Here is a 12,683-nt window from a genome sequence, read left to right on the forward strand (position 1 = left end):
ACCTGAGATGAAAACACGACTTACATTCAGAATGCTGATAGCATTCGTTTTGTTAACTCCACTCCACTTTACCTCCGCCGGCGAAGCAAAACCTGAGACGGAACCGGAAACTAATACGGAAGCGAAAGACCCGCTCCGGTTGGTTTTGCCTCCTATCATTTACGCAGTTCCTGGAATAGAAACCAGTGTCTATTTCGATAACGTTTCGCTGACAATCAATCCTGCAAATTATGTTTTCGATGTGCATTGCAACCGAGGTCACCTGCAGCAGGAGCGCTGGACTTACACTCCTGATGAGAAAGAGATTGGCGACTATAAATTCACGTTGAACGTCATTGACCAGAATAATGAGATTATCGCCAGCCAGGACTCAAGATTACGCGTGGTCCCCACTGCCGCTGGCAAAGACAAGCCGGTCAGCTTGCTGATGATTGGCGACAGTCTGACACATAACTCAATCTATCCCCGTCATGTCCGCCAGCTCAGTCAGAACTTTCAGGGTCCCAATTTGAAACTGATTGGTTCCCACAATCCGAATAAGGATGAAGGAGTTCAGCATGAAGGTTATGGTGGCTGGACCGCTGTCCGTTTTGCAACTCACTTTAAAGAGAATGCCCGCCAGGGAAATTACCGCGAACGAGGCAGTCCGTTTCTGTATGCAGGAGAAGACGGAAAACCCAAACTCGATTTTCCCCGCTACTGTAAAGAATTCAATGATGGAAATGCCCCGGATCTGGTCACAATCTTCCTCGGGCCGAATGACGTTTATTCAGCCACCGATGAAACCATTGGTGAGCGTACCGATACAATGGTAAATCACCTCGATATTCTGGTAAAGATGATACACGACTTCAGCCCGAAAACCAAAATTGGTCTAATGCTACCCGTCCCCCCTGCGGCGACACAGGATGCCTTTGGCACAACCAAAGGTCGCGGTCAGACACGCTGGCAGTACAAGAGAAACCAACACTATGTTGTTGAGCGAATGGCAAAACATTTTGGTGACAAAACAGATCAGCAGATTTTCCTGGTACCAACACATATCAATCTGGATTGTGTCCACAATTACCCTGCAGTCAAAGTTCCCTGGAATGCGCAAACCACAGAAGAGACAGTACGCCAGAATAACGCCGTTCACCCGGCAGCAAATGGCTATCACCAGATTGGCAATAGTCTGTTCTGCTGGATCAAGGAAGTTTCGAAACAAGAGGACGCGAAGTAATCCCCTGTTAAGTTACTGCTGATCCAACGCCGGAAAGGGAAACATTTTGGAAGGTGTGCGCCCCGTTTTCATAATCGTTTTGATACGGGCCACCACTTCCGGATGTTGATCTGCAACGTCATGCTGTTCGCCGGGATCTGCTTTGAGGTTGTAAAGTTCAATCTTCATTTGAGGCTTTTTCTTGAGCAGATTCTGACGAATGCCTTTCCAGTCACCCATATGCACCGCCTGCTGCCCGGTGTAGGCGGGGAATTCCCAATACAGGTATTCATGCTGTTTTTGCTGATCAGGGTGCCCCTCCAGCGTCGGTACGAAGCTGATGCCATCAATGTCTGCAGGTGCTTTCGTTCCCGTCAGGTCTGCGATGGTTGGCATGACATCCCAGAATGCTGACAGATGATCGGTGACCTGTCCCGCTGGAAAATGCCCAGGCCAGCGCGCGATCAGAGGCACGCGAATCCCACCTTCGTACAGGCTGCCTTTAAACCCGCGCCAAGGTCCTGCTGACTGGAAGAATTCCGAATCCGAGCCTCCCAGCCGATTGTAAGTCGGACCGTTATCTGATGTGAAGAAGACTACTGTGTTGTCATCCAGCTTGAGTTCTTTTAACAGAGACATGATCTGTCCCACCCCGTCATCCATCTGCGTAATCATAGCTGCATAGCCGGCCCGGGGATGCGGATGTTTGATATAGCCCTTATGCTTGTAGTCTTCTTCAGGGATTTTACCCCGGTATTCTGCAACATACTTTTCCGGTGACTGGATAGCCAGATGGGGTATCGCGAACGGCAGATACAGAAAGAAAGGGTCCTTCTGATGTTCGCGAATGAAGGCCAGTCCATTCTCTACAAATTGATCCTGCGAGTGAGTCTCGCCGTATAACGTTCGATCATTTCCAGGCAGAGTTTCTTTAGTATGATTCCGCCATAAAAAAACAGGGTAGTGATTGTGCGCGTGCACCTGGCAGTTAAAACCGTAAAACAGATCGAACCCCTGTTTATTCGGATCACCGGTGGTTCCAAAATGCCCCAGCCCCCACTTGCCCATCGCGCCGGTTGCATAGTCATTCTGCTTGAGCATTTCGGCGATCGTGACTTCCGCATCGGGAATCGGATGCTGGCCGGGAAAACTCCAGCCCTGTTCCTCTTTCATATTCTGTACATATTCGGGCTTACCGTTATTCCGTACATGAGCATGACCGGGATGTTTGCCTGTCAGCAGGTTACATCGGGAGGGGGCACAGACCGCGTTTCCAGAATAGAACTGCGTAAAGCGAATGCCCTCTTCGGCAATCTGATCGATGTTTGGGGTTTTGATCCACTTCTGACCATAACACCCTAACTCGTTGTAACCCAGGTCATCCGCGATAATGAAAATAACATTCGGTTCCCGCTGAAACGCAGCCGCGTCACTTTCAGTGATTACGCTCAAAAAACTGAGACAGAAAATAGAAACGAAGAAATGTCTGGCAAAGCGGCGCATCGCTGGCTCCTGGATGGATCGATCAAGTGTGGTGTGAAATCCAGACTCCATCTTATACAGACCGGACCGGAGATCGCAACATTATCCGGTACTACGGAACGATATCCCACTGGTTTTTCAGGACCAGCGGTAATCCTTCTGTTTACGAAAGCCATTCAGTATCAGTGAACCATCTTCATAAACATCCAGCGTACTGTAACCATTATTGTCCAGGCCTGAGCCTTCCACCATGGCGACCATGGTGCAGTAATGGATACCTTTGATTTCTGAATATTTATTGCGATGACTGTGCCCCTGAAAGACCGCAGTGACTTTACCTGACTGTTCCAGAACCTTACGAACTTCTGAAGAATTTTTAACGGCGTGGGAATCCGTATCTTTCAGATCAAGAGGTTGATGGGCGAAAACAATCGCAGGATACGCAGTTTGCTTCAGATCAGCCTGCAGCCAGGCCAGTTCTTCTGGCGGGATATTTGCATCGGTCCACGTGAAGTTCTTCCGACCGTATGGAGTGCCATCACTTTTGAAACAGGAGTCCAGAACGACAAAATGAAATCCGTTCTGGTCGAAAGAGTAGAACGATTTTTTCTGCCCGACTCCCTGCAGAAACTCGGCTTTTTTCAACTGATCGACGCAATGATTTCCCAAAACATAATATTTCGGGAAAGGTATCGCCGAAATCGCATTGACCACCGTCTGCAAATGTGTTTTTTCCTGCTCCAGTGATTTTCCGGAATCGATCAGGTCACCTTGAAAGACAACAAAATCGGGGCGATCACTGTCAAACTGCGTGGCGGCTTCCTTTAACTTGGTCAGCGTCTCACGATAATAACGCGAGCCGACAGGAGGCTTGTCTGCATAATGCAGGTCCGTGACCAGCCCGATTCGTACCGCGCCGCGTTTGGTTGTATCGAGGTCTCCCAACGCCGTACGACTCCAGGGTGAAAGAGTCAGGCCCGACAGGATCAGTGCACCATTTTTCAGGAACGCACGTCTTGTCAGGGATTCGACCGGGGACTGAGACTCCTGTTTCATATTGCGACCTCTTAGATACGACATGTGAGTTATCGACATAAGTCTTTATTGTGACAGATATTTATGAAGATACAATATCCAGTCGCTGAATTTCAACTCTCTCTGTTTTCTATGAAAATGAAAAAACCCTCATTGACATGTCGTAACATCACGATATTATATATATGAGGTCAATGAATTATGAAACTGAAAGAAACACCCGAATATAATGGAACTGCGTTAGAACAGGCTGCCGAGTGCCTGAAGGTTTTGGCGCACCCCGCCCGAATCCGCATCGTGCAATTATTGCTGCGCGGCCGTTATACAGTTGGAGAACTTGCTGAAGATTGCGGGATTCCCAGTAACGTCGCATCAGAACATTTACGACTGATGCAGCGTTGCGGTTTTTTCGTCAGCGAACGCGAAGGCAGAAACGTCTATTACCAGATTGCAGAACCTCATCTGAACAAGATTATGGACTGTATCGAAGGCCGATTTTTTCAAAGTTGAGTTTTTTTGAAACATCATATCGTAAAATTGCGACATAACGAGGCATTAAAATGGCAGAAATCAAAACAATTAAACCAGACGCCCTGGCAAAAACACAGCAGGACAAAGAAGTTCATCTGGTCGATGTCCGTACGCCAGCCGAATTCCGTGAAGTCCATGCCCCCATCGCCGTTAATATTCCACTGGACCAATTGACTGCGGAACAAATCAAAGGTCTGGTCAATGGAAATGGGGCAGATCCAGTGTATCTGATCTGCCAGAGCGGAAACCGCTCTTCCAAAGGCTGCCAGAAACTGATCGATGCCGGTTTCGATAATGTCGTCAGTGTTGAAGGAGGCACTAAAGCCTGGGAAGCCGAAGGTCTGCCTGTGAACCGGGGTAAAAAGACGATCTCACTGGAACGACAGGTACGTATTGCCGCCGGGTTCCTGGTGCTGACAGGAGCAGTGTTAGGTATGTTTGTGAACCCCTGGTTCAGCGGACTCTCAGCGTTCGTTGGCGCAGGTCTGATGTTCGCTGGAATTACCGACACGTGTGGAATGGCCATGATTCTGGCAAAAATGCCCTGGAACCGTACATGATGACCGAAAGCACCGACGTGAGATAAGCATTCGATGAATTTATAGAACTCAGAAAATATCACCATAGATGCAATAGAAAAACCTCTGCCTGTTCCGGTAAGATACAGGCAGAGGTTTTTTCTTTTATTTTCAGGTTTTTCCTATGGTATTTCTGCCTGCTTCCCGCCCCAAACGGTACCTCGATGCCGCGGAAGGTTTTCTGATGCTTGAGATGCCAGAACAGGCTCTGCGAGAGTTATCCCGCATTACCCTATCGGATCGAGATTCAGAAAAATACTATCGACTGCTGGGGCAGGCCCAGCAACTGGCGACCCACTACCAGGAAGCTTTAGACGCCTATCAGCATGCTTATGATAAAGATTCAGAAAACCTGACAACCCTGATGGGTATGGCCTGGTGCTTTAAACGGACCGACCAGTTGTCAGCCGCAATCTCAATCATGGAAGAAGCATATCAACATCATGCTGACGAACCCATCGTGCTGTATAACCTTTCCTGCTATTTCGCCCTGGCAGGAGATAAGACAAAAGCACTTTCCTGGCTGGGACGTTCACTGCGGATGGAATCTGGATTAATAAAATTAATCCATGAGGAACCAGACTTCGATTCTCTGCGGAGTGACAAAGACTTCCAGTTCGTAGTAGAATCTGCTGAGGATAAATCGTCTCAGAATACGTAGCATGATTTCGACCACCAGAGTAAACCGGTCAGTAAGATCCGTTTTGCTTCCCCTGGTCGCTAAGGGAATCGAAAGTCATCAATATGGATATTGACACCCGCCGCCTGAAACAACACTGCGATGAACTGTGTAAAGTGATCCGTCCTGCAGAAAGTGAAGCACTGGAGACAGCCCGTCTGTATGTCATCGGGGAACTGGAATCAGCAGGCTGGCAGGTGGTGCGGCACCCGTTTCAAGCTCAGGATTCCCTGTTGACTCAGTGGTCAGGCCAGAATCTGATCGCCCGACATCCCGATCTGACGATACCCGACAAACCATTGTTCTGTGTCGGTGCTCACCTCGATACCCGCCCTGAATCACCCGGAGCCGATGACAATACAAGTGCTGTCGCTGCCTTGCTGGAAATGGCACGGTTGCTTCCCGGTGCTTCAAGTTCTGAAAATCAGTGGAGTATCGAGCTGGTCGCCTTTGATCTGGAAGAAAACGGGATGCTGGGAGGTGCCGAGCATGCACAATTTCGTTCACAGCAACAAACTGATCTCTGGGGCATGGTCTCACTGGAAATGCTGGGATACTGCGATCACACTCCCGGTAGCCAGACGCTGCCACATGAACTGGTGGGCCTGTATCCGGATACCGGTGATTTCATTGCCGTTGTCGGTAATCAGAACTCGACCAGCCTGATAGCCGCATTTCAAAATGGAATGCAAACTGTTCCAGAGCTGCCGGTAGAAGTCCTGCAGGTTCCGCAAAACGGTGAAATGCTGCAGGCCACCCGCTTGAGCGATCATAGCCCGTTCTGGGACGCTGGCTATCCGGCGTTGATGATTACCGACACCAGCTTTCTACGGAACCCCCACTACCACCAGCCGACTGATACGGTTGATACACTCGACTTTGAATTTCTGGGAAAAGTTTCACAAGGCTGCCTGGAATCGACAAAATGGATCCTGGCAAACGGCTATTGATTTCTTTGACTTACCTTTCAGCGCAACAGGGAATAATTGATCGAATATGAATGACACTACTCAGGAAGAAAAAGAGCTTCTCCATGTTACAGAACTGTCCCGACAGCAACGACGTGTCATTGGCGTGTTGTTGGAGAAAGCATTTACCACACCAGATCAGTATCCGCTTACCTTGAAAGCAGTCACCACAGGCTGTAATCAGAAGAGCAATCGGGACCCCGTTTCAAACTACAGCGAATCTCAGGTTTATGAAACGCTGGATTCATTGCGGGAAATGGGACTCGTGGCGGTAGTTCATTCAGACAGTGGTCGCACGGAACGTTATCGCCACTACATGCGTCGCCGGTTTGAATTCACAGAACCCCAACTGGCGATCCTGACTGAGCTCTGGCTGCGTGGCCGACAGACCATGGGAGAATTACGTAGCCGCGCCAGCCGCATGGTACCCATCGAAACACTGGATGAGTTACGCACCGAATTTAAAGGACTTCTGGATCAGAAGTATGTACAATCTAATGGAAGCATCGAACGTCGTGGAATTGAAGTCGATCATAACTGGTACCAGGAGCGTGAAGGCAAGACACTGGGATTTGATGCTTCTGCAGAAGAGGAACCTGCCGCGATGGAGAAGGATTCATCCCCCTCAACTGCTACCAAAACCGCTGCACCTGATCTCTCTGGATTTTCTGCGGTCATTGAACAGCTACAGCATGATAATCAGACTCTGAGACGGGAGATAGATACTCTCACCCAATCGCTGGATGAGTTAAAACAGCAACTGATTGAACTGAAACAGGAACTGGGTAGTTAATCACTGAAAAGATAATGCCATCTCAAATCGAGTCGCCATGATCAAGCCATTTTATGTAGCCTCATATCTGTTGCTGATCTTAATTACCTTGTCTGACCTCTCACTAACCCAGGCTGCCGACCGACCTAATCTGATTTCAATTGTGACCGACGATCAGGGTCGCTGGGCCATGGGACTGTATGGGAACCAGCAGATCCATACTCCACACATGGACCAGATTGGAAAACAGGGCGCGGTCTTTACTAATGCATTCGTAGCTACCCCTGTCTGCTCTCCCAGTCGGGCGACTTTTCTCTCCGGCAGATTCCCAACGGAGTTGAAAATTACGGACTGGATTTCTCCTGAGGAAGCTCAAAACGGAACCGGTCTCACAGCGATGACCTGGCCGGAAGTTTTAGAGCAACATGGATACCAGACCGCCTTGATCGGTAAATGGCATCTGGGAGAACAGAAACAGTTTCATCCGCATGAAAAGGGGTTTGGACATTTCATGGGATTTCTTGCAGGAGGCACGCGCCCCATGGATCCCACGCTGGAATTGAATGGAAAAACGGAGAAACGGAAAGGCTCCCTGCCCGATCTGCTGGTGGATGATGCGATCGATTTTATCCGCAAATCTAAAGACAAACCATTTGCCCTCTGCCTGCATTTCAGAGCCCCGCATACCCCCTATGGCCCGGTTCCCAAACAGGATTCAGCACATTACGAGGGGATGGAGATTGATGTGCCCATCACTGAGGGAGCCATACTAGAACAGATTCGGCAGAAAAACAAAGAATATTATGCCAGTGTTTCTTCGGTCGATCGGAATATCGGTCGGCTGCTGGAGGTACTCGATCAGTTGCAACTCGCAGAGAATACACTGGTCATCTTCACCAGTGACCATGGTTATAACAATGGTCGCCACGGAGTCAGTACCAAAGGAAATGGGCACTGGATTGCAGGCGGAGTGACCGGTCCCAAGCGACCTAACATGTGGGACACTTCCATCCAGGTGCCACTGGTCATGCGCTGGCCCGCCGTGATCAAGCCGGGGACCCAATTCGACGAAATGGTATCGAATATTGACATGTTCAAGTTCGTTTTAGGTGCGTTGAAAATTCCACAGCCGGCGAATCTGAAGCTGCATGGAATCGACTATTCCCCTTTACTGTTCGGCCAACCCGTTCCCATCAGAAAAGTACTGTTCGGTCAATATGATTTGCATAACAATGGACTAGCCTATCTCAGGATGATCAGGACTCCCCAATTGAAGTACGTGAAACACTATCGTGCCAAAAACATGGATGAGTTATACGATCTGGAATCGGACCCCGGAGAGAAAACGAATCTCCTGCATCGCCGCACCAGAAAAAACTGGCAAGAGACTGCTGACCTGTTAGAGAACCAGCTGATCGACTGGCAGAAATCGATTCAGGATCCAATTCTTGAACCTGCTTATGAATAACAAGTTAAGTCATAAAGCAGGAAACAGCTGTCCCCTTCTCTATTTTCAGAAGATTAGTGATTTTTATTTAATATCCATCAACATTTGTATGGAATTCGTATAAAACCAGAATACGAATTCCATTTTTGAGATCACCCGTACTTAACCCTTTGAGGAACAATATGTTTTCTATTTCTCGCATTAGCCTGCTGCTGTGTCTGCTCATGATTTCTGCGGGCTGTCAGAACGCCTCAGATTCAGCAACTGACTCCAAATCCTCTTCGTCCGACGCTTCGACTTCCGATGTGGAGTCTCCCCCAGCTGACGCCAAAACATCCGAAATGGCATCGAAAGAAGCAGGAGATGAGAAAGCAGAAAAAGAAGGTCCCAAGCCTTTTGAATTACCGAAAACGGTCAAAGGAAACTGGGTGCTTATGCTGCCTCGGCAGCAGCAACTGATGCCACTCTATCTTTTCAAAATCACCCCCCCCAGCGAGTCTGCTGCTCCAGAGAAAAAAACCGATAACAAAACAGATGATAAAACGAAAGCAGGTACTGAAGCAGTCACCCTGCTTTCAAGAGGTGCGGAAGTTTTACCGGCTAAGATACTGTCTTCCAAAGCAACCGCTGAAACGGTTGAATTTGAGGAAAGTCTGATTAACGAAGGTGAAGAGGTCATCCGTTTGAGCTTTGAAGGTACTCTCAATAAAGCCGCCATCCTGGGGAACATTTCATTTAATGGTGAAAACTGTGTGCCAGCACTGTTGTTGCCCACACCCGATAAAGATTTTTCAAGCGTTCCGGATAAGCTTCAAGCTCCCGGGTTTCTGGAATTCACGAAAGCGATGCAGTCAGATGATCCTTTCAAGAGTTTGAACGAATTCACAAAAAACGAAAAGATGCAAACCGTTCCCGCGGCTTTGGATGCTTTCACTAGTCTGATCGCATATTCACTCAGTAAGAAAAAAGATGCCAAAACCGTGGAAGAAATTGTCAATCGTTATATTGAAACTGCCGGTATCTGGGGCAGACGACTCCAGGTCAATGCCATGGTCAGCTCAGGCTCAATGCTGGCACGCAGTGAAACTGACGCAAGTATTGCTACCCAATATCTGGACCAGGCACAAAAAGCCATTAAAGAAGGCGTGGCCCCACTGAAAGGCTGGGATCAGGAAATGGCTCTGGCCAGAGCACGAGTAGGGCTCAAATCCAATAATCCCGAGCAGATTAAGGCGGCAGGCAAAATTCTGCAGGAAGAAATCAAAAAGCACCCTCATGATCGTGAACTGCTCACAGAACTGGTCAGCTATGAAAAGACCCATGGCAGTATTGATAAAGCGATCGACCACCTGGGATATCTGGCTGCTTCACCTCTCTCATTCCAGGAGCGACAGTTGATTGCAGCTTCGCGACAGCAGCCGGATCTCGTCAAATTTGAAAATCCGCGTGATACTTTGACAAACCTCTGGAAAAAGAAACATGGTTCAACAGAGGGACTGGATGAATATCTCACAAAATCCTTCCGGCGTTACCTGGACAGTTTCGTTTCCAAGGAAGCAAAAGAAGTTGATTTGAAAAAGGGAAACCGTGTCTCTCTGATTGAGCTGTTCACGGGAGCGTCCTGCCCTCCCTGTGTCGCTGCCGATCTCGCGACAGGGGTGATTGAATCATCATTCCCTCATTCCAAGGTAATCGTTCTACGGTACCACCAGCACATTCCCAGGCCCGACCCCCTGACTAATACTGATTCAGAAGCCCGGTTCATCCTGTACAATCACGGTGGAACCCCTTCGACGAATCTGAACGGGCAGGTGGTTCCAGGAGTTGCCGGTGGTGTCGAACAGGTAGAATCATCCTACAATCAACTTCTTGAGGCTTTGATTCCAGCACTCTCAGAAAACACCGATGTCAAAATCGAATTATCGGCAGTAGCTAAAGATGGAAATCTGGTACTGAAAGCAAACGCCACCGGTACCAAGGATATAAAAGAGCCACTTCGTCTGGTAGCAGTCCTCGCGGAAGAAGAGTTGTCATTTGAAGCCCCCAATGGGATTAACGTGCATGACATGATTGTCCGTTCCATGCTGAGGGAACCGAACGGTTTTCCGGCTGTTGATGGGAAATTGACATTGGATAAGACAATTTCTCTGAATGATTTCAAAGGTCGAATCACAGATTATCTCTCTGCCTTTGAAGAAAAATCAGGTGCCAACTTCACTGGCGCACCACTGGGACTGGACCATCTGGAATTTGTCGTATTTGTGCAAGGCGAGCTTTCGAAAGATATCTTCCAGGTCGCTTCTGTTCCCGTTTCCGGGAAGATTGAATTCAAATCAGCCAAGCCAAAAACTGAAGCCAAACCGGAAACTCCTAAACCAGCGACCACACCTAAACCAGCAGTCAAGGCTGAAAAGCCGGAAGCGAAGCCGGAAGCGAAGCCGGAAGCGAAGAAAGACAAATAATTTTTCTTTCACTAGCGATAACTGATACGAAAAAACAGGGCATGGATCATCCATGCCCTGTTTTTTGTTCAAGCCACTTTCAGCCAGGAGACTGTTCACTCTTCCTCAGCGGGCGGTGTGGGAACCAGATTCTTTTCCACAATGCCGCTGTCAGATTCTTCATTAAAAACGGGCTCACCATCCAGAATCAGTTTCGTTGTCCGCGAGGGAGTCGGCTCGCGTTGAATTCGACGAAACTGGGCAGGTAGCTTCCCAATGCGGGTGTCACGCTGATCCATGATGACTCGTGCCGCTTCCCGAACTTCGGCATCACTCAACCGGTTCAGATTCCCCAACTGGGCCAGGGGTTCGAGAATCCGGGTTGCTTTGGCAACAGTGCTCTCCATCAAAATCACGTCCAGCAGTTCACGTCGCATACCCTGCATTGAAGCCACCTGCTCTTTCACCCGGTCCTGCAGGTCACCGAGCACTTCCAGCGTTTCCACAGCATCAACCACGCGCCCTGTCTCGGCCAGAAGTTTGGTCTGAATCGTCATCAGCGACTGCAGATTCTCACCAGCGATTGCCACGTTCAGTTTCTCATCAGTTAATGTTTCCTGCAGTGAAACCAGTTGCTGTGCACTTTTCTGTGCAGCAGCCAGTGGTGCTGTCTGGGCAACCAGGCTGTCCTGAAGGGCAATCATCTTCTGGCTGTTTTCACGAGCCACTTCCAACTGCTGCGACTGATCGACGATCTGCTGTTTGAACTGCTGGAACTCACGGAATGCAGTTTGAGCATCTTTGATCCCGCTGCTCTGATCCACAGCCAGCTTCTGGATCTTAAACATCTCTTCTAAAGTGGAATGGGTCACTTTATTCTGAGCATTCTGTGAAGCCAACTGATCCTGCATTGCCAGCATTTCATCGAGCGTACTGCGGGCCTGCGACGTGATCTCTGCCTGTTCCAGGACCTGCTTCTGGAACTGATTGATCTTCTGGAAAGAAGCCAGTGCTTTTTCGGTCTGATTTGACTCTTTATCAATAAGCAGTCTCAAGTCCCGGATTTCCCCGATGGCGGACTTGGCTTCTGCCAACTGTTTCGCCTGAGAGTTGAGCACAGTCAACAGATTATTGACCTGCCAGGCACTGGTTTTCGCACCGACCAGCTTATCCATATCCTGTTGGACTGCTACCAGTTCAGTCTGCAGATGACCGATCTGACTCAACATTGGTCGTGCGACCATAAAATACATACCCAACAGGCCTGTCGCGACACCGACTGCTAAAAAGGTCCAGGTATTCTGGACAGTCGAGATGCGGGCGTTGGTATCCAATCGATATTGTCGTTCCCCTGAACTTCTCAAGGCTCTATCTCCCAGCGTGATGATTAAACATGGACGTAAAATAGGCACATCCTGTGAGGTTTAGCCATGCATCCTTGCAAAACCATTTATGCTGTAATACCTAATATCGCCATTTTCACAAAATGAGTTGCTTCTTTATTTGATAAATGCACAAACAATTCAGAAAATCTTAGCCCCAACAATAA

11 protein-coding genes are annotated in these 12,683 nt (G+C 48.7%); 8 read left to right on the forward strand and 3 right to left on the reverse strand.

Annotation, left to right across the window (positions count from 1 at the left end; translation table 11 throughout):
* Window positions 1-7: 7 nt before the first annotated feature.
* On the forward strand, window positions 8-1,222 hold the full coding sequence (locus Pan161_RS26925) for an SGNH/GDSL hydrolase family protein (RefSeq protein WP_145231836.1): 1,215 nt from the start codon (window positions 8-10) through the stop codon (window positions 1,220-1,222).
* Window positions 1,223-1,234: 12 nt separating this feature from the next.
* Here the strand turns inward: Pan161_RS26925 and Pan161_RS26930 are convergent, their stop codons facing one another.
* Both Pan161_RS26930 and Pan161_RS26935 read right to left on the reverse strand, forming a co-directional pair.
* The gene (locus tag Pan161_RS26930) at window positions 1,235-2,704 is read right to left on the reverse strand and encodes an arylsulfatase (protein ID WP_145231837.1); all 1,470 of its coding nucleotides are present in this window, start codon (window positions 2,702-2,704) and stop codon (window positions 1,235-1,237) included.
* 117 nt (window positions 2,705-2,821) lie between these two features.
* Window positions 2,822-3,739 (reverse strand): metallophosphoesterase family protein, encoded by a 918-nt coding sequence (locus Pan161_RS26935; RefSeq protein WP_145231838.1) that lies wholly within the window; start codon window positions 3,737-3,739, stop codon window positions 2,822-2,824.
* Window positions 3,740-3,919: 180 nt separating this feature from the next.
* Here Pan161_RS26935 and Pan161_RS26940 point away from each other — a divergent pair, with 180 nt between their 5' ends.
* From Pan161_RS26940 to Pan161_RS26970, 7 genes are all read left to right on the forward strand, one after another.
* Window positions 3,920-4,228, forward strand: a complete 309-nt coding sequence (locus Pan161_RS26940; protein ID WP_145231839.1) for an ArsR/SmtB family transcription factor — start codon at window positions 3,920-3,922, stop codon at window positions 4,226-4,228.
* A gap of 50 nt (window positions 4,229-4,278) precedes the next feature.
* Complete coding sequence (locus Pan161_RS26945) at window positions 4,279-4,809, forward strand: rhodanese-like domain-containing protein (protein WP_197995557.1); 531 nt, start codon at window positions 4,279-4,281, stop codon at window positions 4,807-4,809.
* Between the two features lie 142 nt (window positions 4,810-4,951).
* Window positions 4,952-5,488: a tetratricopeptide repeat protein gene (locus Pan161_RS26950; RefSeq protein WP_145231840.1), complete on the forward strand. Its 537-nt coding sequence runs from the start codon at window positions 4,952-4,954 to the stop codon at window positions 5,486-5,488.
* A gap of 83 nt (window positions 5,489-5,571) precedes the next feature.
* A complete protein-coding gene (locus Pan161_RS26955) occupies window positions 5,572-6,456 on the forward strand; it encodes a M28 family peptidase (protein ID WP_145231841.1) in 885 nt (294 codons plus the stop codon).
* Between the two features lie 46 nt (window positions 6,457-6,502).
* Window positions 6,503-7,267: a DUF480 domain-containing protein gene (locus Pan161_RS26960; protein WP_145231842.1), complete on the forward strand. Its 765-nt coding sequence runs from the start codon at window positions 6,503-6,505 to the stop codon at window positions 7,265-7,267.
* A 37-nt stretch (window positions 7,268-7,304) separates the two neighbouring features.
* A complete protein-coding gene (locus Pan161_RS26965) occupies window positions 7,305-8,714 on the forward strand; it encodes a sulfatase family protein (RefSeq protein WP_145231843.1) in 1,410 nt (469 codons plus the stop codon).
* A gap of 161 nt (window positions 8,715-8,875) precedes the next feature.
* The gene (locus Pan161_RS26970) at window positions 8,876-11,155 is read left to right on the forward strand and encodes a hypothetical protein (protein ID WP_145231844.1); all 2,280 of its coding nucleotides are present in this window, start codon (window positions 8,876-8,878) and stop codon (window positions 11,153-11,155) included.
* Between the two features lie 95 nt (window positions 11,156-11,250).
* Here the strand turns inward: Pan161_RS26970 and Pan161_RS26975 are convergent, their stop codons facing one another.
* Window positions 11,251-12,498, reverse strand: a complete 1,248-nt coding sequence (locus Pan161_RS26975; RefSeq protein WP_145231845.1) for a coiled-coil domain-containing protein — start codon at window positions 12,496-12,498, stop codon at window positions 11,251-11,253.
* Window positions 12,499-12,683 lie beyond the last annotated feature (185 nt).

Origin of the sequence: Gimesia algae (assembly GCF_007746795.1) — a bacterium.
In the GTDB taxonomy this organism is placed as follows: domain Bacteria; phylum Planctomycetota; class Planctomycetia; order Planctomycetales; family Planctomycetaceae; genus Gimesia; species Gimesia algae.